At 69.1% G+C, this 25,044-nt stretch carries 21 protein-coding genes; 18 read left to right on the plus strand and 3 right to left on the minus strand.

Translation table 11 applies throughout. The annotated features are described in order from the left end of the window. The first annotated feature begins 1 nt into the window (after position 1). The 16 genes from ACFWY9_RS33270 to ACFWY9_RS33345 all read left to right on the plus strand — a co-directional run bounded on the left by ACFWY9_RS33270 (position 2) and on the right by ACFWY9_RS33345 (position 20,467). A complete protein-coding gene (locus ACFWY9_RS33270; RefSeq protein ID WP_378324848.1) occupies positions 2–715 on the plus strand; it encodes a hypothetical protein in 714 nt (237 codons plus the stop codon). Next, complete coding sequence (locus ACFWY9_RS33275) at positions 712–1,482, plus strand: hypothetical protein (RefSeq protein WP_378324849.1); 771 nt, start codon at positions 712–714, stop codon at positions 1,480–1,482. Before ACFWY9_RS33270 ends, ACFWY9_RS33275 begins: the two co-directional genes overlap by 4 nt. Continuing rightward, entirely contained in the window at positions 1,479–2,705 is a 1,227-nt protein-coding gene (locus ACFWY9_RS33280) for a DUF4255 domain-containing protein (RefSeq protein ID WP_378324850.1), read from the plus strand. The genes ACFWY9_RS33275 and ACFWY9_RS33280 overlap by 4 nt, the downstream gene beginning before the upstream one ends. Then, positions 2,702–4,768, plus strand: coding sequence for an ATP-binding protein (locus ACFWY9_RS33285; protein WP_378324851.1), 2,067 nt, complete (start codon positions 2,702–2,704; stop codon positions 4,766–4,768). The genes ACFWY9_RS33280 and ACFWY9_RS33285 overlap by 4 nt, the downstream gene beginning before the upstream one ends. Next, on the plus strand, positions 4,750–5,028 hold the full coding sequence (locus ACFWY9_RS33290) for a hypothetical protein (RefSeq protein WP_378324852.1): 279 nt from the start codon (positions 4,750–4,752) through the stop codon (positions 5,026–5,028). The genes ACFWY9_RS33285 and ACFWY9_RS33290 overlap by 19 nt, the downstream gene beginning before the upstream one ends. Continuing rightward, positions 5,025–7,163, plus strand: a complete 2,139-nt coding sequence (locus ACFWY9_RS33295; protein ID WP_378340708.1) for a DUF4157 domain-containing protein — start codon at positions 5,025–5,027, stop codon at positions 7,161–7,163. Before ACFWY9_RS33290 ends, ACFWY9_RS33295 begins: the two co-directional genes overlap by 4 nt. Positions 7,164–7,178: 15 nt before the next feature. Continuing rightward, complete coding sequence (locus ACFWY9_RS33300; RefSeq protein ID WP_378340709.1) at positions 7,179–7,811, plus strand: hypothetical protein; 633 nt, start codon at positions 7,179–7,181, stop codon at positions 7,809–7,811. Positions 7,812–7,820: 9 nt separating this feature from the next. Continuing rightward, on the plus strand, positions 7,821–8,153 hold the full coding sequence (locus tag ACFWY9_RS33305; RefSeq protein ID WP_378324855.1) for a LysM domain-containing protein: 333 nt from the start codon (positions 7,821–7,823) through the stop codon (positions 8,151–8,153). After that, positions 8,146–9,267, plus strand: coding sequence for a hypothetical protein (locus ACFWY9_RS33310; protein ID WP_378324857.1), 1,122 nt, complete (start codon positions 8,146–8,148; stop codon positions 9,265–9,267). The genes ACFWY9_RS33305 and ACFWY9_RS33310 overlap by 8 nt, the downstream gene beginning before the upstream one ends. 76 nt (positions 9,268–9,343) lie before the next feature. Beyond that, positions 9,344–9,865: a phage baseplate assembly protein V gene (locus tag ACFWY9_RS33315; protein WP_378324858.1), complete on the plus strand. Its 522-nt coding sequence runs from the start codon at positions 9,344–9,346 to the stop codon at positions 9,863–9,865. Positions 9,866–9,875: 10 nt separating this feature from the next. Continuing rightward, entirely contained in the window at positions 9,876–10,199 is a 324-nt protein-coding gene (locus ACFWY9_RS33320; RefSeq protein ID WP_378340710.1) for a hypothetical protein, read from the plus strand. A 5-nt stretch (positions 10,200–10,204) separates the two neighbouring features. Then, the gene (locus ACFWY9_RS33325) at positions 10,205–10,576 is read left to right on the plus strand and encodes a GPW/gp25 family protein (protein ID WP_378324862.1); all 372 of its coding nucleotides are present in this window, start codon (positions 10,205–10,207) and stop codon (positions 10,574–10,576) included. After that, complete coding sequence (locus ACFWY9_RS33330; RefSeq protein ID WP_378340711.1) at positions 10,573–13,431, plus strand: putative baseplate assembly protein; 2,859 nt, start codon at positions 10,573–10,575, stop codon at positions 13,429–13,431. The genes ACFWY9_RS33325 and ACFWY9_RS33330 overlap by 4 nt, the downstream gene beginning before the upstream one ends. Beyond that, positions 13,428–16,787 (plus strand): putative baseplate assembly protein, encoded by a 3,360-nt coding sequence (locus tag ACFWY9_RS33335; RefSeq protein ID WP_378340712.1) that lies wholly within the window; start codon positions 13,428–13,430, stop codon positions 16,785–16,787. The genes ACFWY9_RS33330 and ACFWY9_RS33335 overlap by 4 nt, the downstream gene beginning before the upstream one ends. Next, complete coding sequence (locus ACFWY9_RS33340) at positions 16,784–18,913, plus strand: hypothetical protein (RefSeq protein WP_378340713.1); 2,130 nt, start codon at positions 16,784–16,786, stop codon at positions 18,911–18,913. The genes ACFWY9_RS33335 and ACFWY9_RS33340 overlap by 4 nt, the downstream gene beginning before the upstream one ends. A gap of 9 nt (positions 18,914–18,922) precedes the next feature. Beyond that, on the plus strand, positions 18,923–20,467 hold the full coding sequence (locus ACFWY9_RS33345; protein ID WP_378340714.1) for a DUF6519 domain-containing protein: 1,545 nt from the start codon (positions 18,923–18,925) through the stop codon (positions 20,465–20,467). A gap of 54 nt (positions 20,468–20,521) precedes the next feature. Here ACFWY9_RS33345 and ACFWY9_RS33350 read toward each other — a convergent pair whose 3' ends face one another. Together ACFWY9_RS33350 and ACFWY9_RS33355 are read right to left on the minus strand one after the other, a co-directional pair. Then, a complete protein-coding gene (locus ACFWY9_RS33350) occupies positions 20,522–21,310 on the minus strand; it encodes a DUF5753 domain-containing protein (protein WP_378340715.1) in 789 nt (262 codons plus the stop codon). A gap of 100 nt (positions 21,311–21,410) precedes the next feature. Then, on the minus strand, positions 21,411–21,737 hold the full coding sequence (locus ACFWY9_RS33355; protein ID WP_378340716.1) for a hypothetical protein: 327 nt from the start codon (positions 21,735–21,737) through the stop codon (positions 21,411–21,413). Between the two features lie 536 nt (positions 21,738–22,273). On the opposite strand from ACFWY9_RS33355, the gene ACFWY9_RS33360 reads away from it, so the two are divergent. Both ACFWY9_RS33360 and ACFWY9_RS33365 read left to right on the plus strand, forming a co-directional pair. Then, on the plus strand, positions 22,274–23,593 hold the full coding sequence (locus tag ACFWY9_RS33360; protein WP_378340717.1) for a hypothetical protein: 1,320 nt from the start codon (positions 22,274–22,276) through the stop codon (positions 23,591–23,593). 2 nt (positions 23,594–23,595) lie between these two features. Next, positions 23,596–24,147 (plus strand): GNAT family N-acetyltransferase, encoded by a 552-nt coding sequence (locus ACFWY9_RS33365; protein WP_378340730.1) that lies wholly within the window; start codon positions 23,596–23,598, stop codon positions 24,145–24,147. A 69-nt stretch (positions 24,148–24,216) separates the two neighbouring features. Here the strand turns inward: ACFWY9_RS33365 and ACFWY9_RS33370 are convergent, their stop codons facing one another. After that, positions 24,217–24,864, minus strand: a complete 648-nt coding sequence (locus ACFWY9_RS33370) for an HAD family hydrolase (protein WP_378340718.1) — start codon at positions 24,862–24,864, stop codon at positions 24,217–24,219. Between the last annotated feature and the right edge of the window lie 180 nt (positions 24,865–25,044).

Here is a 25,044-nt window from a genome sequence, read left to right on the forward strand (position 1 = left end):
CATGACGGCGCTCACCGAGGCCGGGCTGCTCGCGGTCTGGGAGGCCGGGCTGGGGAAGGGGCCGGTGCGGCGTGCGCTGGCGCTCGCCACGGCGGGTGGCGCGGATCCGGCCTCGGTCGCAGATCTGTCCGTCGGGCGGCGGGAGGAGTTCGTCCTCGCGCTCCGGGAAACCTGCTTCGGCACGGTGTTCCCGTGCGCGGTGGACTGCCCGGAATGCGCGGGCGAACTCGAACTCGAACTGACCGTGGACGACGTCCGCGCCGGGGAGCCCGAGTCCGCCACCACGGTTTCGGCGGACGGGTACGAGGTCGAGTTCCGGGCGGTCACCAGCCGGGACCTGCTGGCCGTGCCGTCGCGGGCGCCGGACGCGCGGCGGCGGCTCCTCGGGCGGTGCGTGATCACGGCGACCGCGTACGGGGAAACGAAAACGGGCGACGAGCTGCCGGACACCGTGCTCGACGCCCTGTCCGGCGCGCTGGCGGCCGGTGACCCGCAGGCCGACATCGCGCTGGAGCTGGACTGCGCGAGCTGCGGGCACGAGTGGCGCGCACCGTTCGACATCACGGCCTACCTGTGGGGAGAGATGGACACCTACGCCCGGCGGTTGCTCTACGACGTGCACGTCCTCGCCAGCGGGTACGGCTGGTCGGAACGCGAGGTGCTCGCGGTGAGCCCGGCCCGCCGCCGCTTCTACCTGGAACAGGTGACACCGTGACCGACTTCGCGAACCGCCTGCTCGGCCGTGCGGGCGGAGCCACCATCCGCCCGCTGCTGCCGACACTCTTCGAGCCGGTGACCGCGCGGGAACCGGAACCGCTCCCGCCGATGGGCGCGGTCAGCCCCGATCGTCCACATCGGACGGACGAGACGGAAACCGCGGCCCCCGCGCGACCTCAGGACGCGTCCCCGGCGGAGCCGTTGTCCCGCATGGCGACACCGGCGCCCGCCGCGGCACCACGCGAGCCGCGGGCGGTGCCCCCTCCGTCGCCCGTGGCCGGGCTTCCGATCACGTCGAGAGAGTCCACTGTGGATGAACACCTGGTCGTGCCGCCGGGCCGGGTGCCGGAAGCGCCCGTCGTGGCGGGGACGCGAACCGTCCCACGGGAGATGCCGATTCCCTTACGTCACAGCGGAACCCGGCCGGTTCCAGTGACCACACGGGAAATGGCCGAGCCGGTCTCGTATCCCGTCGTCGCGCCGGATCGGACCGTCGAGCCGCGACCGGACGAGCCTCCCGACGTCGCCCGAAACGCCGAACGGCCAACGGTCCCGGCGCGCCGGAGCAGAAAAGCCGCCCCGGTGGCACGGCAGGCGGAACCGGCCGCCGAACCCGTCGTGCACATCAGCATCGGCAGGGTCGAGGTCAAGGCCACCGCGGAGCCGGGGAAGAACGCGGCACCGCAACGGAAGGAAACCCCGAAACAGCCGGTGCTCGGGCTCGCCGAGTACCTGCGCGAACGGGCGGGAGGTGGTTCGCGATGAGCGACGCGCGAGCCATCGAGGCGGTCACCGAGACCCTGCAGATGATCATCCAGCGAGGGGTCAGCGAGGTCCGGTCCGGCGCACTGGTCCGGGTGCTGCCGCCACACGAGGTGGACACCGGTCAGCCGGAGCAGGTCAACCTGTATCTGTACCAGGTCGACGTGGCCGCCGGGCTGCGCAACGAGGATCCGCTGGACGTACTGCCGGGCGAGACGGCCGATCCGGCGCTCCCCCTGGTGCTGCACTACCTCCTGACGCCGTACGTACATGGCGGCGACGACCTCATCGCGCACCGCATGCTCGGCGGCGCGGTGCGCGCCGTGCACGAACATCCCGTGCTGAGCCGTGCCGACCTGCGGCATCTCCCGCACTACAGCGACGTCGACCAGCAGCTGGACCGTGTCCGGCTGACCTGGCAGCCATTGGAGGAGAAGGACATCTTCTCGCTGTGGTCGGCCTTCCAGACGCCCTACCGGCTTTCGGCCGCGTTCGAGGCGCGGGTCGTGCTGATCGATTCCCGGCGGCAGCGCCGGACCCCGGTGCCGGTGCTCGCCCGAGGCAGGAACGACACCGGCCCGGTCGCCGACGGCAGCGTCGCCTCGCCGTTCCCGGAGCTGATCACCGCCGTTCCCGCGCACGCTCAGCCGTCCGCGAAGCCCGGCGAAACCATTACCCTGCAAGGGAAGAACCTCACCGCCGACACCGTGGAAGTCGTGCTCCGGCATCCGCTGGTGCCCGAGCCGGTCGCCGTCGACGTCGGCGCCAGGACCGCCACCGAAGTCCACTTCGGACTCACGCGCCCCGGTAGTGACTACCCGGCGGGGTTATGGTCGGTCGCGCTCCGGCTCACCTCGGGCACCGGGACCGACCGGAGCACCACCGTCACCAACGACGTCCCGCTCGCGATCGCGCCCACGGTGACGGCCGGTTTCGGGGGCACGGTGAACGGCGGCCCGAAGCACACGTTCGACCTCGACGTCACGTGTACGCCCGTGCCGTTGCCGGGACAGCCGGTTTTCCTGCTGCTCGGCTCCCACACCGCTGCGCCGGTCGTGGACGCCCAGAACCCGAGGCCGCTCGACAGCCCGCGCTTCCGCTTCACCGGTGTGGAGCCGGGCCGCTATCCGGCGCGGCTGCGTGTCGGCGGGGTCGACAGCCAGCTGGTCAACCGGTCGGGGGAGCGGCCGGTGTTCGACGGTACGCAGGTGGTGACTGTGACATGACGAGTACCGACTGGGAAGCGGCCAACGCGTGGTTCCTGTCCGCGTCGCTCACCTGGCTGCGCCTGCTGCTGATCCAGCACAGCGAGCCGCAGCAGGGCGAAACCACACCGGACGTCGTCGCGCCGAAGGAACCGCCACGCAGACGCCTTTTCGGCCGCCACGACGAACCGGCTCCCGCACTCCCGGCCCCTGCCACGCCGCGGGAACGGGTCACTGCGGATCAGCTCGCCGCCGCGGCCGACGCCGTCCGGCAGGCCGAGGCGTCGAACCCGCCGCCCGCGCTCGTCGCACTGGCCGAACGGCTGGAGCTGACCCGTTTCGAGCGCGACACCCTGTTGCTGTGTGCCGCGGTCGAACTCGACCCGCCGATCGCCGCGCTGTGTGCCGCGGCGCAAGGAAACCCGGCGATGACCTACCCGACGTTCGGGCTGGCGATGAGCCTGTTGCCCGGCGCCGCGTGGGAAGTCGTGTCGCCGCACCGCGGGCTGCGTTACTGGCGGCTGATCGAGCTCACCGGCCGCACGGCGCAGGGCGTGGTTGGCAGCCCGCTGCGGGTGGACGAGCGGATCGTCAACTATCTCAAGGGATTGAACCATCTCGACGACCGGCTGGCGCCGCTGGTCTCGCGGCTCGACCCGGCGGTGGGAACCGCGCTGCCGCCGTCGCAGCAGGCGGTCGTCGACGAGATCGGCAGGCACTGGCACGCCGCGGGGCCGAGACCGGTCGTCCAGCTCGCCGGCGCGGACGAGCAGGGCAAGCGGCTCGTCGCGGCGCACGCCGCGCTGAGCCGCGGCATGATCGTCCAGCGGCTCTCCGCGACCCTGCTGCCCACCGCGCCCACCGAACTCGACGAGCTCGCGCGCCTGTGGCAGCGGGAAGCCCAGTTGCTGCCGCTCGCACTGTATCTCGACGTCGAAGACGGCGGGGCCGTCGACGATGCCGGCCAGACCCACGCGTCGGTGACGCGGTTCCTCGGCCGGATCAGCTGTCCCACGGTTTTCGCGGCCAGGGAGAGCTGGTCGGAGCTGGGCAGGCAGTCGCTCGTGCTGGACGTCGAGCCGCCGACGCCGGCCGAGCGGGTGGTGGCCTGGCGGTCCGTACTGGGGCCGTCCGCGTCGCAGGCGGAGATCGACTCGCTCGCCGCACAGTTCGCCCTTGAAGTGCCCGCGATCCTCGACGTCGCGGCCGTCTCCGGCGGAGACGCCGCCGAGGCGTGGCGGGTGTGCCGGGCGCGTACGCGGCCGAGAATGGACTCGCTCGCCCAGCGGCTGGAGCCGAAGGTCGGCTGGGAGGACATCGTGCTGCCGCCGGACGGCCTGGCCCTGCTGCGGCGGATCGCCGAGCAGGTCCCGCAGCGCGCCAAGGTGTACGACGCCTGGGGGTTCGGCGACCGGATCACCCGGGGGCTCGGGGTCAGCGTGCTGTTCGCCGGGCCGAGCGGGGTCGGCAAGACGATGGCCGCCGAGGTGCTCGCCCGGCAGCTCCGGCTGGACCTGTACCGGATCGACCTGTCCGCGGTGGTGAGCAAGTACATCGGCGAGACCGAGAAGAACCTGCGCAGGCTGTTCGACGCGGCGGAGGGCGGCGGCGCGATCCTGCTCTTCGACGAGGCCGACGCGTTGTTCGGCAAGCGGACCGAGGTCAAGGACTCCCACGACCGCTACGCCAACATCGAGATCAACTTCCTGTTGCAGCGCATGGAGGCCTACTGCGGTCTCGCGATACTGGCCACGAACATGCGCGGCGCGCTGGACGGCGCGTTCCTGCGGCGGCTGCGGTTCATCGTCGACTTCTCCTTCCCGGGAACGGCGGAGCGCAAGGAGATCTGGCTGCGGGCCTTCCCGGAGAAGGCACCGCGCGAGGATCTCGACTTCGACCGGCTCGCGCAGCTGCAGACCTCGGGCGGGATGACCCGCAACATCGCGCTCAACGCCGCTTTCCTCGCCGCGGCAAGGGGTTCCGGCATCACCATGCCGATCGTGCTGGACGCGGCACGCGCCGAGTTCGAGAAGCTCGAACTGCCGACGCGCGCCCGGGATTTCGCATGGGAGGCGACATCGTGAAGATCCACCTGCGCATCGACCGCGTCGTGCTCGACGGCGTCGGATCGCCGTCCGACGCGCGCGCGATCCGTGAGGCGTTGCAAGCGGAACTGGCCCGGCTGGTCGCGACGGCGCCGTCCTCGACGTGGTCCGGGTCGCGGGGACAGCGACGGGTCAGCGCTCCCGAGGTACGGTCCGGCTCGCCGTCCGCGCTGGGCAAGGACATCGCCGGATCGGTGTACCGGGCGGTCGGCCACGGCTCCGGCGGAGGTGGACGGTGAGAGCACACGCCGAGACGAAGGCGGGGACCGGACAACCGGCTCGGTTCTCCGCCCGGAGATTCCCCGTCGAAGAACTCGACGACGCGCACGGGGAGCCGTTGCGCGCCGACGTGCGGGCCGTGATGGAACGACGCTTCGGCACGGATTTCAGCGGCGTCCGAGTGCACGCCGACGAGACGGTGCGCAGCCGTGAACTATCCGCGCGCGCCTTCACCGTCGGGCAGGACATCGTTTTCGCTCCGGGCAGGTTCGCGCCGCACACTCCGGCGGGTGAGCGGCTACTCGCCCACGAACTCGCGCACGTCGTGCAGCAGCGCCACGTGTCGTCCGGTGGTGCGCTCCACGGTGGCACAGCACACGAACCGGCCGAACAGCAGGCGCAGGCGGCGGCCCGTGCGGTCGGCTCCGGTGGCCCCATGCCGGTGCTGTCCGCGATGCCGGCGGGTGTCCACTGCGCACCGGAGAACGGTGACCCGGCAGGCACGGCAACTGTCCATTCCGAACTGTCCTGGTTGGACAGTGCGGCGCTGAACACGGTCGCCTCGAGCCTGATCGGGGAGAACGCCTGGCCGTTCGGCCGCGAATTCTTCCGGGGCTTCGCCGGGACACTGCTCGACCAGCCACCGGAGCGGCTCGCCGCGATCCGGGCCCGCTTCGACGAACTGGCCAGCCCGATCAGCCATTTCGAGGACAAGTGGCAGTACGCCCGCGGCTACGGGATCGGGATCGCCGAAGGTCTCTGGAACTCCCTGAAGGGCACGGTCGAGGGAATCGTCTTCCTGGTCGCGCTGCCCTACAGGATCGACCGCTACCTCGCGGAGAACCTGCCGAAGCTGGCGATGACCTACGGGCCGAGGCTCCTCAGGCTTGCTGGGGAGGGTGACGTGCTCGGGCAGCGGCTGCGGAGCGTCGGTGCGGCGCTCGCGGCTGACCCGGCGGCCTCGCTGCGGGCGCTGAGCGAGCTGTTCGACGGGCTCCTCCAAGCGGGCCTCGCCCAGGCTCGCTCGCTGGGCAGCCGCGCGGCCGGGGAATCGCTGGGCTTCCTCGAACAGCCGTGGCCGCAGCTCGGCCGTAACGTCGGCAATGTCGCCGGGACGGTTCTGTTCGAGGCGTTGATGTTCGCGGCGACCGATGCCATCGGCAACGCGGTCAAGGGCATTGGCGTACTGGCGGGCAAACTCGGCGCACGCGTGGCCGGCGCCGTCGAACGGGCGAGTGTGCTCCGCGCGCTCGCGCCCCGGCTGGCCGAAGTCGCGGAAGCCGTCGCGGGCGCGGCCGGACGGCTGCGTGCCGGGCCGCTCGCCGATGTGCTCCGGGATCTGGTCTCGTGGCTGCGCCGGATGAGCACGCCGCTGGAAGAGGCGGCACTCACTGCCGAGGCGGAGGCCGCGGCAGCGCCGGTCGTGGGCGCGGTGCCTGCGGAACTGAGTGCTGTGGAAGCGGCCAACGACAACGCGATCGCCGAGCTCGCCGCGACCGGAACCGAAGGCCCGGTCGGGGGACTGCGCGGTCCTCGCACCACCGCCTCGGCTGCCGGAGGCGGTGGACGACCTCCGACCCAGCCAAGAAGAACGGTGGGGGTAGGACGGTCGGTCGGTGGACGCGCGGGCACCACCGGAAAGCCGATCGACGTGGTCGGCCGCCGAGGTACTGGTACGGCGGGCTCGGTCGCAGAGGAAGTCGAACAGGAATTCGCCGAAGCGGGCCGGTTGGGTTCGCGCACCGAGTTGCCCGAGGGGACCCACAACATCGGCGATCGGCCGCACCTCGATCAACGAATGCTGAGCGAGCTGTCAGACGCCACGTTGCTCGCGAAGAACCTGGAGCGTGAGATCGGTGCCCGGCCTGCCGGTCATGCTGCGCACCACATCGTGCCGAAGGGGATGGCGGAGGCTCGTGAAGCTCGGGAAATCCTCAAGGGAGCCCACATCGACATCAACGACGCCGCCAACGGGATCTGGCTACCCGAGACCGAACTGGTCGTCAACCGAGATCTCGGACTCATCCACTCGAAGATCCATACGAAGAAATACATCCGGGCTATCACCGACATCCTGCGCGGGCATCCGGGGGATGTCCCGCGCGCACTGCACGAAATCCGCGAAGGCATTCAGCACGGGAAGATTCCCTTCTGAACGGAGACGATGACCATGACGACGTTTCCCGAAGCGGGAAGGTCGGTGCGGGGCGGGTTCGTGCTGCTGAACCCGGAAGACGGCACGCCGATGAACACGATCCCGTTCCAGTTCAACCCGGACACGCTGACCAGGACGCTGCAGCCGCAGGGGATCGGGAGCGAGCCGGGGGACCGGCTGGAAGCGTTGCGGCTCAAGGGACCGCCGCACGAGACCTACAAGTTCGACGCCGAGTTCGACGCCACCGAGCACCCGGAGTCCTATCCCGACGGGCTGCTGCCGGTGCTGTCCTCGCTGGAGCTGACGATCTACCCGACCAGCGTTCAACTGTCCAATGAGGACGATCTGGCCGGTAAGGGACAACTGGAGATCGCGCCCGTCGAGGCGCCGCTGCTGGTGCTGGTGCTCGGCCCCCACCGTCTCGTGCCGGTGCGGATCACCGACTTCAGCGTCACCGAGGAGGCGTTCGACACCGCGCTCAGCCCGATCAGGGCGAAGGTGAGCGTCGGCGTGCGGGTGCTGACCGTGGACGACCTCGGGTATGTCCACAAAGGAGGACGGCTCTACCTCGGTTACCAGGGCCAGAAGGAAACTCTCGCGAAGAAGGCCCAGCGGCCCATCGCCGACGTCGGCCTCACCACGATCTAGGAGACCGTCATGCTCGCCACCACCAGCCGTTACCAGGGGATCCCGACCGCCGTCCACGAAACCGCGGACGGCCGCAAGATCGTGTACCTGCGCCGTCGTATCCTCCCGCACCCCGAGGACCTCGCCCAGATCGGCGAGCACACGGTGAAACCGGGGGAGCGGCTGGACAACGTCGCCGCCAAGGAACTCGGCGACGCCGAACGGTTCTGGCAGGTCGCCGACGCCAACCGCGCGATGGACCCGGCCGCGCTGACCGTCGACCCCGGACGGAAGCTGCGGATCACCCTGGCGCCCGGCACCCCGGGCGGCAGCTTCCCGCTGGCGGTGCCCGGCAATGGCTGAGAACATGCGGCTGCTCCTGCTGATCGGCGGGATCCTGCCGGAGCGGGCGCCGCACGAGGTGATCGAGGCGCTGCAGTCGGTCTCGGTGCACACCGGTACCGGGGAACAGGGCGGGTTCCAGCTGAGCTTCGCGGTGAGCAAACGATCGGCGCTCACCACGACGCTGCTGCCGATGGGCTATTTCGACCCCGGCCGCCGCGTGGTGATCGCCACGATCATCCGGGGTGAGCAGACCGTGGTGATGGACGGGATCATCACCCGCCAGGAGGTCGGGCCCAGTGACACCCCCGGCGCTTCGACGCTGACGGTCACCGGGCTGGACATGACCGCGGTGTTCGACATGGTCCATGTCGAGTTCATCTGGCCGGAACTGCCGTACTTCGCCCAGGTCGAGCTGATCTGCCTCAAACACGCCATGTACGGGATCGCGCCGATCGCCGTCCCGTCGGTGTTCAACCCGGTCGAACCGGCCGTGCGCCGGAACGGCGTCCAGAGCGACACCGACCTCGAGTACATCAAGTATCTGGCGACGCGGGCCGGGCACGTGTTCTTCATCGAACCCGGGCCGGAGATCGGGACGAACATCGCCTACTGGGGCCCGGAGGCCCGGTTCGGGCTCATGCAGCCCGCGCTGTCGGTGAACATGGGGGCGGCGTCCAACACCGAATCGATGTCGTTCGCCTTCGACGGGCTGTCCGCCACCCAGTACTCGATCATCGAGGTGGAACCGCACACCGGCATCGGGTTCCCGATCCCGATCCCGGACGTCAGCCTGTTGCGCCCGCCGCTGGCCGCGCGGCCGGCACTCAAGCTGAAGCACCAGAAGATCGATTTCGGCGCCAACAAGAGCCTGCCCGAAGGTCTGCTGTACGGACTCGCGCACTCCGCGAAGTCGCTGGACGCGATCAGCGGACAGGGCAAGCTCGACGTCCTGCGGTACGGGCATGTGCTCAAGGCGCGGCGGCTCGTCGGCGTGCGCGGCGTCGGAGCCGCTTACGACGGACTGTATTTCGTCACCAAGGTGACGCACGAGATCAAACGCGGCGAGTACAAGCAGAGCTTCTCGCTGAGCAGGGACGGGCTGCTGCCCCTTCTGGAAGAGGTGAGCGTATGAGCGACGCTTGCGAGCGAATCGAGGATGTCATGCGCCAAAAGGGATTGAACACTGTGTCGCGGAGCGAGGCGATCGCATGAGTGAGGTCGGCAAGTTCGTCGGGAAGTTCCGCGGCTCCGTGGTGTCCAATGTGGATCCACTGCAGGAGGGCAGGCTGCTGGTCAAGGTGGACGACGTGCTGGGTGCGATCCCGGCGTTCTGGGCGAGGGCGGCGACTCCGCTGGCGGGCACGGCCAGTGGCATGTTCGTCACGCCGCAGCCGAACGCCAAGGTGTGGGTCGAGTTCGAGCAGGGTGATCCCGAACGGCCGATCTGGACCGGGTTCCTGCGCGGCGGGCCCGAGGACATGCCCGCGGAGGCACTGGCGATGACGCCGGGCGTGCCCGCGGTGGTCCTGGCGACCTCGCCGCAGAACGCGATCTCGCTCAGCGACACCCCGGGGCCCGCGCCCGGCGGCATCCTGATCCGGCACGGCGCCGCGTTCATCGCGATCAACGACACCGGAATCCAGATCTCGAACGGCCAGGGCGCGACGATCACCCTCGGCCCCGGACCGCTCGTCAACGTCAACCTCGGCGCGTTGACCGTGCTGAGCTGAGGGGGCCGTGATGCCTGGTTTCATTCTGCACCAGGGTGCGGTGCTGACCTGCCCGCACGGCGGAAAGGTGACCGTGGTGCCCGTTTCGCCGCCCCGCGTGCAGGTCACCGGGCTGCCGGTGCAGGCCGCCGCCGACCAGATGGCCGTCACCGGCTGCTCGGTGCCGATCTGCGCCACCGTGCTATGGCAGAACCTTTCGGCACGGGTCATGGTGAACGGCCAGCCGATCGCGTTGCAGGCCCCGCCGGGGCCGGGCAAGGGCGACGGCTCCTGCCTGCCACCCGCTGTGCCGCCGCTCGTGCTCACCATCCAGCCCCGCGTGATTGCGACGTGACCACCATGAACACTCCACTGTGGATAGACTTCCCGCTGCACTTCGACGCGCGCGGGCGCACCGCCGAGACGTCCTACGCCGATCATGTCCTCGACATGATCAAGCAGGTCCTGTTCACCACGCCGGGGGAGCGGGTGAACCGGCAGGACTTCGGCTGCGGGCTGCTCGACCTGGTCTTCGAGCCGAACAGCGTGGAACTCGCGGCGACCCTGCAGGCCACCACCGCCGGGGCGCTGCAGCGCTGGCTCGGTGACGTGATCACCGTGCAGCGGCTGGAGGTCACCGCCGAGGAATCGACCTTGCGGGTCGACCTGAGCTACGTGCTGGCCGAGACCGGTGAAGAACGCACCGAGGTCATCGAAGGGGGAATCCGATGACGTGCACCGAAGATCGTCGCATCACGAAAGTACGCCACGACGGGTACAACGGCATCGACACGATCAACGCCGACCAGGACCAGCTCACGGTGATCTTCTTCGGCAAGGCTCCCGAGGAGCTGAAGCCGGAGAACTTCCGGATCGAGGGCGGTCGCCGCGTCACCGGGATCCGGGTGACGAACGTGAAGATCTGCGCCGAGGACGATCCCGAGCTCGAGGACCGGGTGATCCTCACGGTCGACCGGCCGGGGGACCTGTCGGAGTATCGGCTCCGCGTCGTCGAATCCGACGGCTGCGGACAGCCGGGAACCGAGCCCTACCCCGGATTCGACCCTCGGTACGCCTGCCTCGGCTTCACCTTCGCCCGGTGCGACGACATCGACTGTGGACGGTCCTGCGACTGTCCACAGAAGACGTACGACGAGCCGGAGATCGACTACCTCGCGAAGGACTACGCGAGCTTCCGGCAGCTGCTGCTCGACCGCCTGACGCTGATCACGCCCCGCTGGACCGAGCGGCACGCCGCCGACATCGGCGTCACGCTCGTCGAACTGCTCGCCTACGAGGGTGATCGGCTCAGTTATCTCCAGGACGCCGTCGCCACCGAGGCCTATCTCGACACCGCTCGCGAGCGCGTCTCGATCCGCAGGCACACCAGGCTGGTCGACTACCCGATGCACGACGGCTGTGCCGCGCGGACGTGGGTCTGTGTCGACACCACTGAAGACGTCAAGGTGAAGACCGGGGATTTCCGGTTCGTCACGCTGCCCGACGGCGTGCTGCCCGGCCGTCCCGCACTGTCCGAAAAGGACATGGAGCAGCGGGGAATCCCGCCGCACGAGGTGTTCGAGCCGGTCGGCTCCGGCGAGGTCGTCTTCCGGCCCCGGCACTACGAGATCGACCTGTGGACGTGGGGCGACATCGGCTGCTGCCTGCCCGAAGGTGCCACGTCCGCGACGCTGGTGGACAGCGCACCCGGCAGCGAAGACCGCATCCTGTGTCTCGCACCGGGTGACGTGCTCGTGTTCGAGGAGATCGCCGGGGCGAAAACCGGCAACCCCGCCGACGCCGACCACACGCACTGCCAGGCCGTGCGCCTGACGTCGGTGTGCCGAACCCGCGACGAGCTGTACTGCAAGCCGCTGCTGGAGGTCGAGTGGGCGATCGAGGACGCATTGACGTTTCCCTTGTGCATCAACGCCAAGGGCGGCCCGAAGTGCGCCGACATCAAGGTCGGCGTGGCGCGCGGCAACGCCGTCCTCGTCGAGCACGGGAAGCGGTTCGCCGAGACTCTCGACCCGGTCGAAGGACCGCCGGCCGGTGAACCCGGCTGCCCCGATCCGGTGTGCTTCGGCTGTCCCGGCGATCCCGGCCCGGTGGCCCGGCCGGCCTATCCGCCGCTGACCCCGAAGTTCGCCCCGGCACTGGGCGAGAAGCCGGTGACGCAGAGCGTTCCGTTCCCGGCCCCGGCGGACGTCGGCCACGCGCAGGCCCGGCGGCTGGCCGGGGTGCCGGACCGGGCACGGGACCGGCTGCGCGAGATCCTGCGCGACCTGCCCCACCACGGCGGTCCGTCCACAAAGGACGTCGAGTACCTGACGACGCTGTTCGGCGCCGCGGTCCTGCACAAGCTGGACCTGACCGAACACCCTCGCCGGGCGCTGCGCACGCTGCTCGCCCGATTCGGCGAACTGCTGGCGCGTAAGCTCGAACGGCTGGACGAGCTGATCCGCCGGGCCCATTCCGGGCGCGTCCTCGGGGCGGAGGACATCGGCTGGGAGATCGGCCAGTCCTGGGGCCAGGACGAGGGCGAAAAGCTCGACCCCGCACGCCAGGCCTTCCACGGTCCCGCGATTCACGCCACCCGCACCGATCCGCGTGCCGCACTCCCGGCGATCCGGTTGACCGGCAAGACCGGCGACGTCTGGTCGCCCCGCCGGGACCTGCTCGACAGCGGGCCCGCGGACCGGCACTTCGTCGGTGAGACCGACGACGACACCGTCATGACGCTGCGCTTCGGGGACGGCCGCAACGGCGCGATTCCGGCGCCCGGAACCGTATTCGACGCGCACTACCGCGTCGGCAACGGCGTCGCGGGCAACGTCGGGCGTGGTGTGCTCAGCCGCATCGTGTTCGGCGAGCTCCACCAGGGCGGAATCCGATTGGTCCGCAATCCGCTGCCCGCGACCGGCGGCACCGAACCCGAACCGGTCGCCGAGGTGCGGCAGCGCGCGCCGCTGGAGGTCCGGCACCGGCTGCTGCGGGCGATCACCGCCGACGACTACGCGCGGCTGGCCGAGACGGTGCCGGGCATCCAGCGTGCCGCCGGGGATCTGCGCTGGACCGGTAGCTGGTACGAGGCACAGGTCGCGATCGACCCGCTGGGCGCCGAGGTGGCCCCGGACCGGCTGCTCGATCAGGTGCGCGGCGCGCTGCGCCCGTACCGGCGGATCGGCCACGACCTGTCCGTCGCCACGGCCACGCTGGTTCCGATCCACCTCGGGCTGTGCGTGGAGGTCCGGCCGGACTTCATCGCCGGGCACGTCCGCGCCGCCGTGCTGCGCGCGCTCGTCCCGGCACCGGGCGTGCCCGCGCGTCCGGCACCACTGTTCCACCCGGACAACCTCACCTTCGGCACCCCGGTGCGGGTGAGCCGGGTGGTCGCGGCGGCCGCCGCGGTGCCGGGCGTGCGCAGTGTGCGGGTCACCCGGCTGCACCGGCTCTTCGGGATGCCCGGTGACGCGCTCGAACGCGGGTTGCTCGCCATCCGGCCGCTGGAAGTGGCCCAACTCGACAACGACCGCTCCCGGCCGGAAAACGGCCGTATCGACCTGGAAGTGAGGGGTGGGCGATGAGCTGCGACTGCCAGAACGACTACGGCGGCTGCTGCGCCGGTGTCGAAGCCGTGACCCCGGTGCCGTCGTACAACCGGCCGGGACTGCCCGCGCTGTCCTACCGGGCAGGCACGCACGGCCGGTTCCGCGAGTCCATGCTGGCCCGGCTGTCGAGCAGGCGGGCGCTGGACGGCCTCGGCACGCGGGATCCCGACGATCCGGCCATCGCGCTGCTGGACTGCTGGGCGCTCGTCGGCGACGTGCTCACCTTCTACACCGAGCGCATCGCGAACGAGGGCTACCTGCGGACCGCGACCGAACAGGAATCGCTGGACCGGCTGGGCAGGCTCGTCGGCTACACACCGCGTCCCGCGCTGGGATCGACCACCTACCTCGCCTACACCCTCGACGAGGGCAAGCAGGCGGTGCTCCCGGTGGGCGCGGGCGCGAAGAGCGTGGCCGAACAGGGCGGGCTGCCGCAGACCTTCGAGACCACCGAGGAACTCGTCGCGCGCGGGGAATGGAACGCGCTCGCCGTGCGCCGCACCGATCCGCCGGACATCGTGTTCGTCCCGTCGCCGACGTCCTCGGACGTGCCGGGCGACGTCACCAAGATCCCCGGCCTGACCGTGGCCGGGACCAAGGCCCCGCTGAAGGGCGGGGACCGGCTGCTGTTCCTGTTCGGCCAGGACAAGGCCACCGGGGCCGAGGGCATCGACACCGCGGTGCGGGTGGTGAAGGAGTCCAAACCGGACTTCATCGCGGACAAGACCGCGATCACGCTCGTCACCGCGGACGCGTCCAGCCCGTTCGTCACCGCGATCGACGCGCTCAAAGCGGTGATCCGCAAGGCCGAGGGCCGCGACATCGTCAAGAACGACCCCGACGCGAAGGATGTCGACAAGTCGTTGCTGGCGCCGTTGCTCAAGTTCCTCGAACCGCCGGACCCGGCCACCCCGGCGAGGACCCCGGCGGACGTGCTCGACGGCACGTTCGATTCCTCCGACGTGCCGTCCTATTTGGACGCACTGCGGGAGCGGCGTGCGTTCGCCGAACTGCGGGAGGGCTGTGGTGTCCGGAAGTGGTTCCGGGACGACATCGAAGCCGTCCTGACCGCAGGGGACGCGCTGGTGGCGCTGGCCATCCAGCTCACCCGCCGCACCCCGGACGAACTCACCCGGCTGCGGCGGCTGGCCCGCGACGCCGTCTGCCCGCCGTGTCACTGTGGGGGAAAGGCCGAGGGGACCGCGAACGGCGGATGTTGCTGCGGAGACAACGAGGACGAGGACTGCGACCGGGCGGCCGCGCTCGTCGCGCTCACCCCGATGTTGCCCGCTCTGCGCAAAGCGCCGTCGCGCCCGCCGCGGAAGTCCCGTGATCTCGAAGTCGCGGTGGCGGACCAGTTCCGCGCCGATGCGGACGTCCACCCGAAGCTGCTGATCGCCGCGTCACCCCGGCTCGGCCCGAACCTGCATCGCGCGTGGGCGAACGAAGTCCTCACCGCGCCGCTCGCGGTGTCGGACGTGCAGGTGCTGCGCGTCAAGGCCGTCACGGCCAAGGTCGAGACGGGCGTGCTCACCCTGGACGCGGTGTACGAGGGGATCCTCCCTGGCAGCCGGATCGTCCTCGAGACCGACAGCGGGCAACCGCTGGTCGCGCTGGTGACGGAAAGCAGGCAGAGCGTCTTCGAAAAGCAGGTCGCGGCACCGACGCCGACCAACCCGAAGAACACCGTGCCCGTGCAGATCCCGGTCACCGTGCTCAAGATCACCGGGGCGACCGTCGATGCCAGCAAGAGCTACGTCGTGTGGGCGAAGGGAGAGCCGCTGACGCCGCTCGGCGAGGTCATCACCGATCCGGTCGGCGGGCACGAAATCCCGCTGGAACGGATGTACGAGGGGCTCGTTCCCGGACGCTGGCTCGTCGTCTCCGGCGAACGTGCCGACGTACCGCACACCAGCGGTGTCAAGGCGAGTGAACTCGCGATGCTCGCCGGGATCCGGCAATCCGCCGACCCGGAGAAGCGTGGCAGCTCGGCGCGGTCCGTGCTCTTCCTCGCCAACGACCTCGCCTACACCTACAAACGCGACACCGTCACGCTGTCCGCCAACGTCGTCGCCGCCACGCAGGGGGAGAGCCGCACCGAACGGCTCGGCAGCGGGAACTCCGGCCAGGCCGGGCAGACCTTCCGGCTGGCGCAGGTCAGCGAGCGCGCGCCGCTGACCTTCTCGCCGTCGGATAATCCGCTCGGGGCGGAGGATTCGCTGACCGTGCGGGTCGGCGGAGTCGCCTGGCACGACGTCGACAGCCTGATCTTCTCGGGACCGACCGCGCACGACCACACCCTGCGGATCGGCACCGACAAGACGGCGTCGGTCTCCTTCGGCGACGGCGTGCACGGCGCCCGGCTGCCGTCCGGCACCGAGAACGTCACCGCCGAATACCGCACCGGTGCGGGCAGCGCGGGCAACGTCGCGGCGGGCAAGATCACCCAGCCCGCCACGCAGCCCGCCGGTGTCACCGCGGTGACGAACCCAGTGCCCGCCACGGGCGGCGCGGACGGTGACGGCCCGGCCGACGCCCGGATCACCACCCCGTTGCGGATGCTCGCGCTCGACCGGCTCGTTTCGGTGCGGGACTACACCGACTTCACCCGGGCGCGGGCGGGGATCGGCAAGGCCGACGCGCGCAAGCTGAACGACGGGCGGCGGGAACTCGTGCACGTGACCATCGCCGGGATCGGCGACGTGCCGATCGACCCGTCCTCGGGGCTGTTCGGCTCGCTGGAGGCGGCGCTCGCGCGGTTCGGCGACCTCGGGGTACCGGTCGAGGTCGCGGTGCGGGACCAGGTGCTGATCGTGCTGCGCGCCGGGATCAAGGTGCTCCCGGACTATTCCTGGGATCTCGTGCAGCCTGCCGTGCTCGCGGCGGTGCGGGCCGAACTCGGTTTCGCCGCACGGGAACTGGGCCAGTCCGCCTACCTGTCCGACGTCGTCTCGGTGATCCAGGCGGTGTCCGGAGTGGACTATGTGGACGTCGATCTGTTCCACGGCATCCAGGGCGACGTCAGCCCGCTGGAGCTCGCGACGATCGTGCGGAAGCTGAACGTCGTCGACACCGCGATCGCGGCCCTGCCCGCCCGGTACGACGAGGTCGTGCTGGACTCCAAAAAGGACGGTCGGTTCGGCAGCCTCACCCACGTCGCACAGCAGCACGGCCTGACCGTCGACGAGCTGGTCGCGCTCAACCCCGGGCTGACCGGCCCCGATCTGTCCCGTGTGCGCAACCTGACCGTGTTCCGCGGGATCCGCCCCGCGCAGCTCGCCGTGCTCCCGGCAGGGGTGCCGGAAGCCCTTACCCTGCGGAGGATCCCGTGACCCGCGAACCCGACCGGCTCTACGAGCTGCTGCCCCGCTACGACCGGATCCGGGACCTCGAACAGGGCGGCCCGCTTCAGGCGCTGCTCGGGGTCGTCACCGAACAGGCCGACATCATCGACGCCGACCTTCGGCAGCTCTACGCCGACTGGTTCATCGAGACCTGCCAGGACTGGGTCACGCCCTACCTCGGTGACCTTGTCGGCTACCGGATGCTGCCCGGCGCGGACGAGGCGCTCACCGCGGACAGCGAGGCGGGCCGCCGGCTGCTGGCCGCGATCGCGTCGCGCCGGGACGTCGCGCACACCGTCCGCAACCGGCGTCGCAAGGGCACTTTGGCGTTGCTCGAAGCCCTCGCCGCCGACGTCGCGGGCTGGCCCGCCCGGGCCGTCGAATTCCGCAGGCTGCTCGGTGTCACCCAGTCGGTCCGGCTGCACGGCCGGGATCCGAGGGCGGACCGGCGGCGGTTGCACCGGGGCAGGCTCACCGATCTCCACGACGTCGACGCCTTGGACCGCCTCGACGGGCCGTTCGACTCGCTCGCGCACACCGCCGACGTCCGGCGGATCACGAGCGAGCGTTCGCCGGGGCGGTTCGACATTCCCGAAGTGGGGCTGTACCTCTGGCGGATCCGGCCGTACTCGGTCACGAAAAGCCCGGCCTACTGCGAGGACCGCGCCCGCACGCATTTCACGTTCAGCATCCTCGGAAACGACACACCGCTGATCGCGAAACCGCCCGAAGGCGGGCCGGACGTCTCACCGGCCGAGGTCGCGGGGGAGACCGACGTGCCCGTGTTCATTCGCCGCCGTGCGTTCGCCGAGCGCACCGCGAACTACTACGGCCCGGGCAAGAGCCTGTGCGTGTACCGGGACGGCGGTAAGGCGGTGCCACTGGACGAGATCGTCCCGGCGGACCTGTCCGGCTGGCGATATCGGCCGAAGCGCGGACAGGTCGCCGTCGATCCGGTGCTCGGCCGGATCGCGTTCCCCGCGCGGACCGCGCCGGACACCGGAGTCTGGGTTTCCTATCACTACGGCCTTTCCGACGACCTGGGCGGTGGCGAATACCCGCGTCCGATCGGTCCCGATCCCCGGAAGCCGTACCAGGTCGGGCCGGGCGACCGGATCATGGACGCGGTCAAGCGCTGGCGGGAGGAAAAGGCCACCGATCCCGCCAAACAGGAGGCGGTGATCGAGCTGACCGGCTCTGTCGCGTATTCGGAACAGATCGAGATCCAGCTCGACCGCGGTGACCGGCTGACCCTGCGCGCCGCGCAGGGCGCCCGGCCGGTGCTGCGGTTGCTCGACTGGTACAGCAATCGCCCCGACGCCCTGCGTGTCCTCGGGCCGGAGGACGAGGAAGAGGACGGGGGCGGGGATTGCGCGCGGCCACTGCCGAAGATCGTGTTCGACGGACTGCTGATCACCGGGCGCAGCGTGCGGGTCCAGGGCGAGGTCGGACAGGTGGTGATCCGGCATTCCACGCTGGTGCCCGGCTGGTCGCTGGACGAACGGTGCTGCCCGGAACACGAAGAGGAAGCGGGTATCGAGCTGTCGGACACTCCCGCGTGTCTTCAGGTCGAGCACAGCATCATCGGCTCGATCCTGGTCAATGTGGACGAGGTGCACGGCGAACCCAACCAGATTTGGCTCTCCGACAGCGTTCTCGACGCCACCCGGACCGATATCGCCGCGTTGTCCGCTCCGGAGGACCGGCACGCGCACGCCGTCTTCAACGCCCGGCGCAGCACGGTTTTCGGAAGGGTGTGCACACACGCCGTCGGATTGCTGGAGAACTCCATTGTGGACGGTGAGGTGCACGTCGCGCGGCGGCAGTCCGGCTGCGTCCGGTTCTGCTGGCTGCCCGGGGATTCGTGCACGCCACCGCAATTCCACTGTGTACACGGCGAACCACCGCCGTTCACCAGTACCCGGTACGGCACCCCCGGCTATGCCCAGCTCGCCCCCGGCTGCCGGGACGAGATCCGGCGCGGTGCCGAGGACGGCTCCGAACCGGGGGTGTTCCACGACCTTTTCCAGCCCCAGCGCGAAGACAACCTGAAGCTGCGCATCGCCGAATACACGCCAGCCGGCTGCGATGCCGGAATCCTGATCGTCACCTAGGAGAACGCCATGCAAGCCGACCTTTCCCGTGTCACCTTCGACGCGGCCAAGCACTTCTCCGCCGTGCTGTCCCAGCAGGGCCGGGTCCAGCTCGACGCCGACTTCAACGAGCAGGCGGCGATCCTGCTGCACCAGTTGCGCACCACGGTCGCCGACCTGATCGGCGCCGCAGGGGCACCCGCGGGCGCGGCCGGGTTCGCCATCACGCCGGTGCCCGACCCCGACGCCGACAAGGCGGTCACCGACCTGGAGGTCGGGCCCGGCCGCATGTACGTCGACGGGATCCTCGCCGAGAACGATAATGCGCTCCGGTACTGGAAGCAGCCGGACGGGTACCTCGAACCCGACGCCGACGGTGACCGGCTGCCGCAGAAGGTGCCCTACGTCGTGTACCTGCGGGTGTGGGAGAGATTGGTCACCGCGTTGCAGGACCCGGCGATCCGCGAGGTCGCGCTGGGGGATTCCGGCCCGGACACCGCCGCCCGCGCCAGGGTCGTCTGGCAGGTGGCCCGCCAGGATTTCCCGAACGTGACCTTCGAGACCGCGCCCGGGGAGTTGAAGAAGTGGCTGGACGGGCTGAACCCCCACCGCGGGCTCTTGACCGCGCGGGCGCTTCGCCCGCGTGACGTCGAGGAAAAACCGTGCGACCTGTCGCCGGAGGCCCGGTTCCGTGGCCCGGAAAACCAGCTTTATCGCGTCGAGGTCCACACCGGCGGACCCGCCTGGCGGGAGTCGAACACCAAGGGCACCTTCCTTTCCGGGGCGACGTTCAAGTGGTCACGGGAAAACGCGTCCGTGGTCTTCCCTGTCCTCTCGGTGTCCGATCAGGACATCAAGCTCGCCACCCTCGGCCGTGACGGCAAGCTGGCACTCGAAGTGGGCGACTGGGTCGAACTCGTCGACGACGCCACCGCCGCCCGTGTCGCCGACGACGTCCCCTTGACCGGCCTCGTGCGTTCCGCGCCCCCGCTGCGCCGCGTGATCGCCATCGATGCCGCGGATCGTCTGATCACTGTGGACAGTCCTTTCGGGACGGACGACTGTGGCCCCGGAACCCGCGCCGACCGGCACCCGATGTTGCGGCGCTGGGACCACACGTCGCCGGCGAACTACGGAACCCGCAAGACCGAGGTCGTCTCCGACGGCGCGCTCCCGCTCATCGAAGGCGACTGGATCGACCTCGAAGACGGCGTCCAGGTCATGTTCACGGCGCCCCCGAAACCCCCGGGCGCGGCCGACACCGACGCGGTTTCGCGCGGTACGTATCGCCGGGGAGACTACTGGCAGATCCCCGCGCGCACGATCACCGGCGACGTGGAATGGCCGGACAACCCCGACGGCAGCCCTGCCGCGCGGCTCCCTCACGGCGTCGACTACCACTACGTTCCGCTGGCGTTCATCGACGCCGCGGGCGCCGCCAAGGACCTGCGGCCGAAGTTCACGGCGGGCGCCACCCCGGTCTGGCCGCCGGCCGCAGTTCTCGCGCCGGAGCCCGCCGCCACCCCGCCCGCCACGTCCAGCCGCTCGAAGTCCCGCCCCGCCTCCCGCGAGTGACGCGCGGCGGCTGCGGGGCGCGCGGTGATGTCGCGAATGTCGCATTGGAGACGTTCAATGTCCCCCATGCGACATTCGCGACACCGCGCTCCTCGGCTGTGCCAGTACGGCGAGCGCGTTGGTGATCCGGGCGTGAGATGCCTGCTCGCTCAGCGCGCGATTCATCAGGCGCCTCGTGGTTTCCTCGTAGCGGTCCACATGGCGCGGCTCGGTGAAGTACGCGTACAGGTGGTCCTGGCAGACGCCGACTACGGGCACCTGGGCAGGGAAGTCGAACAGGGCGAACGGGCCGAGCGGGCCTGACCTCCGATCGGGCCCGGTGGGCACGACCCGCACCTCGATCCGGTCGGTTTCGATCAGCGTGAGCAGGTGGCGGAGCTGCTCTTGGAGCACTCCGGTGCCGCCGACCTGATATTCGAGCACCTCCTCCGCGAGGAGGACAGTGAGCGCGGCCGGGGGATTCCGTGCGAGCGCCGCGTCATGCCGCACCAGTCGCATCATGAGTCCCTGCGCCACTTCGTCGTCGGTCAGCAGACCGCGATCCAGGATCGCGCGGGCGTAGTCGGGGGTCTGCACAAGATCCGGAACCACCTGCGGCGCCCATACACGGATCTTCTCGGCCGTCCGCTCGTACTCGAGCAGGAGCGCGGGGTATTCGTGCGGGCCAGGCTCGGCCCAGTTCGGCTCCTTCGTGTGTCTGGCCAGCGCGACCAGACGCTGGAACTCGCCACCCGTGACCGCGAGGAATCCCAGCACGCGGTGCACGTAGTCGATGCCGGGGGTCCGCACCGCATGCTCCGCCAAGGACACTGTGGCGGGCTCGATACCTAGATTCCTGGCCATTGCGCGTAAGCCGATCCCGCGTTCTTCACGGGCCATGCGCAGGCCGAACCCCAAGGCCAACGCCGCAGGTGTCGCGCATTGCTGCCCCATTACTCTCCATTCACTGTTCGTGCCTTTGTTGCTTTCGAGATTTACGCGACGTTTTGCTGCGTGGATGCGGCACAGGGACGCGGCTGAGAGCTGGGTGGCCTGGCCATACGTCCATGTCGTGCTCGCGGCGATAGACGAGGTCGCAGTCCCAGCACATGTGCGGGGCGCCATGGTCGTCACGCCGGTTCGATCGCTCGAACTCCGCGGTGGACGAGGCACCGCACAGCATCGTGATCGCCTCGCCGGGTTCCGGCACGTGCGTCAGCCGCGCGTGATGCCATTTGCCGTCGACAACAGGGCGAATGGCGTCGGTATCGATATAGATCACCGCCGACACGGTTATCGCCCCTCCGAAGGTTTTTCGACGTGCTGAAGAATCTCGTTAGTTTGCTCAGTGTCGCTGAGTGCTGCGCCCGCAATACGGTGTTCGTTGACGTCTGCCGTCGTTATACTCGATAACGTTTATCCAGGCGGGAATCTTTCCGCATCGACATAGTTCGCCGTCTTTTGGTCGATCAGTGTATTTCCGTACGATCTCCTGAAGATCGTTCACGTGCGGTCCTTCGACTGTTGGCAGTGGCGACGATATTCGGATAAAAGGTCGACCCCTCCCGGATAACGGGACATGCGGTCCAAGGTTCTGGCGGTCTGTGAGTCCTTGCGGGCCATCTCATCCCCACTCTGCACGCGGCTTCGAGCTGCGAGGCGCGATCACGCACCGTGTTCGACAACAGGGTTCCTGGAGAGGCGTTGACATCGGCAGGTCGTCCGCTCTGCCTTCTGGTGCCTTCTGCTGACTTCTGACGTCTACGGTCGCGGAAGCCGTCTCGACCGGCTTACCCTGGCGATCAACAGCGGCGGACGGAGGTGCTCATGGGAACGGACGTTCCACGTACTCGCCTTGCCCAGCTGATGCAACAGCGACACATCACGCCTGAGGACCTGCGTGAGAAGTTTCGCCAGGTCAGCCGAGGTGACGAGCCTTCGGAACGTCAGGTCTACCGGTGGATCCAGGGTGAGCTGAAGGGGGCGCCCTATCCGCACGCGCAAGCGGTGCTGGAACGGATCTTCGGAGAGCCGGTCGCTCGTTTGCTGGGCCCGCCGTATGGGGTCGGTGCTGTGCTCCCGGTGCGACCGTCCGGTGCGAACGGGCTGCTGCGCGGCCATATGCGTGACGACTGGCAAGGCCAGCTCGTCACGATGAGCGCCGAACGGGCGCGCGACTTCTTGAACAGAGCGGAGGCGACAAACGTGGGGTCCGAAACCCTTGATCAGCTCGCAGATGACGTGCGGCAGCTCGCTATCGCCTATCAGCAACAGCCGCTGGAGAGCCTGCTGGCTGACATGAGCGCAACCCAGGACCGTGCCTTCGGTCTACTGGAGGGCCGCCAGCGGCCACTTCAATCCCGGGACCTGTACTTGCTCGCAGGGGTCGCGTCGGGGCTGATGGCGCGAGCGTCGCACGATTTAGGGGCCCCGCACGATGCCATGACTCAGGCTCGTGCGGCTTATACCTGTGCGGACAATGCCGGTCACGATGGACTCAAAGCCTGGAGTCGCGGTTTGCAGTCGCTGATTGCCTACTGGGCGGGCAGATTCTCGGAATCTGTCAGGTACGCCCGGGAAGGCACCGAGGCGTCCGTCAATAGCAGGAACACTGCGACCGTGTGGCTGGCCGCTGGGGAGGCCAGGGCTCTTGCAGCTCAGAGTCAAGTGGATCAGGCACTCACGGCGATCAATCGGGCGCAGGCCGCCCGGGACAACGTACAACCAGACGATCTTGACGAGTTCGGGGGACTGTGCACCTTCAATCGTCCTCGACAGTTGTACTATGCAGCAGAAGCGCTTGCGTGGACTGGGACGGAACAAAGCGTGCAGACTGAGCGCTTCGCACTCGAAGCTTTGGAAGCATATGAAACCGCTCAAGGTTCGGATCGTGCCTTCGGAGACGAGGCTGGCGCGCGTTGCGCGCTTGCCATGGCGAGGATCATGGACGGCCAGCTCGATGGTGCAGCGGACGCGCTGATACCGGTCCTCGAATTGCCGGTGAGCCTTCGAACGCACGGTGTCGTTACAGCCGTGCAGCACGTAAACGATGCCCTTATGCAGCTGAACTCCGATTCGCGCGCTGCGGGCGAGCTGGCTGAGTCGATTCACACGTTCGCCACTCAGCGGTTGGTCTTGTCGCAGTGACAATGAATAAGGGGGCCCTAACGCTCGAGGGGCGAATTACGCGTCTACGCGAACTTCGGACGACGGATGTCGACGACGTGGTGGCGATCATCGGCGACGACCGGGTGACGCGCTTCCTTTCCTTCGACAGTCGGGATCGGAACTATGCGGAATCCATGATCAGTGGCGTTGCGGAACGCGCTGCGGCCGAACCTCGCGCTGAGTACTACATGGCCGTCACATCGCTGGAAAGCGATGCTCTGATCGGTTTCGTCCGGATAGCTACCTCTGGTGTGCGAGCCGCCAAGCTTGGCTATGCGATCGCTGCGGAGTTCTGGGGTCGTGGCTATGCAACCGACGCCGTGCGGACGATGGTGGACTTCGCTTTTGCCCGGCTGGAACTGCACCGCATCACTGCCGCTATCGGACCGGACAACGCGGCTTCTCACGTAGTCGTGCGGAAGCTCGGTTTTGTCAAAGAGGGTGTCTTGCGAGATCACGTGTTCACCAACGGTGCGTGGCGTGACTCTGTCCTGTACTCCATCTTGGCCAGCGAATGGAGCGCCGATGGCTAGGTTCTGTGCGCGGCGGAACCTGACGGAGTTGGAGAGCTTCGCGACGTGGGTGGGTGTCGGCCGATGAGGTCAGGCGGTACCGAGTAGCGCCGGTAGTTCGGCCAGGCTGTCGATGACCCAGTCCGCGTTCTGCCGGGCTACGGGGTTGTCAGCCCAGAGATAGCCCCAAGGGCCGCGACGAAGGAGCACGGTGCGGATACCGGCGGCCTTGGCGGGGATGACGTCGTTGTCGCGGTGGTCGCCGACGTAGACGATCCGGCCGGGCTCGACGCCCGCGGTCGCGATGACTTGTTCGAAGAACGCGGGGTCCGGTTTGGCGACGCCCCATTCGGCTGAGGTCGCGATGTGGTCGACCGGCAGGTCGAGGGCTCGCAGCAGGGCGGCGGCTTTCGCGGTCTGGTTGCCCGCGACGCCGAGCCAGAGGCCACGCCGGTGGAGTTCGTTCAGGCAAGGACGGACATCGGAGTAGAGGTCGGACTCCTCGATCTGCTCGCCTCGGCCGTTCGCCTCACGGTGGGCACGTTCGGTCGCGAGGTCGAAGTCCGGCCGGAAGTACCGGAAGGTTTCGGCATTGTCGCGCCCGGCGGCGGTCACCGCGCCGAGCACCGCGGAGAACGTGTGGCGTGGGACGCCGATCCAATCCGCCCACGCGTTCCACTCCCGCGTGTCGTCCAGCAGCGTTTCGCCGACGTCGAACACCACGGCCGCTACCGTCATCCACTCTTCCCATCGCTCGTTGGTTGCCCGGTACTGAAGTCTTCCATCGAGGATGTTTGACTGAGAGCCGCCCCCGCCAACGCTCGACCGGGTCCTGCCGCTCCACTGTGGCGTCGCGAACGCTCCGTTGGCGACCGTGTACCTGTCTCTTATAAAAAAAACACAGCCCACCAGACAAAT

The sequence above is a fragment of the Amycolatopsis sp. NPDC059027 genome (assembly GCF_042739735.1).
In the GTDB taxonomy this organism is placed as follows: domain Bacteria; phylum Actinomycetota; class Actinomycetes; order Mycobacteriales; family Pseudonocardiaceae; genus Amycolatopsis.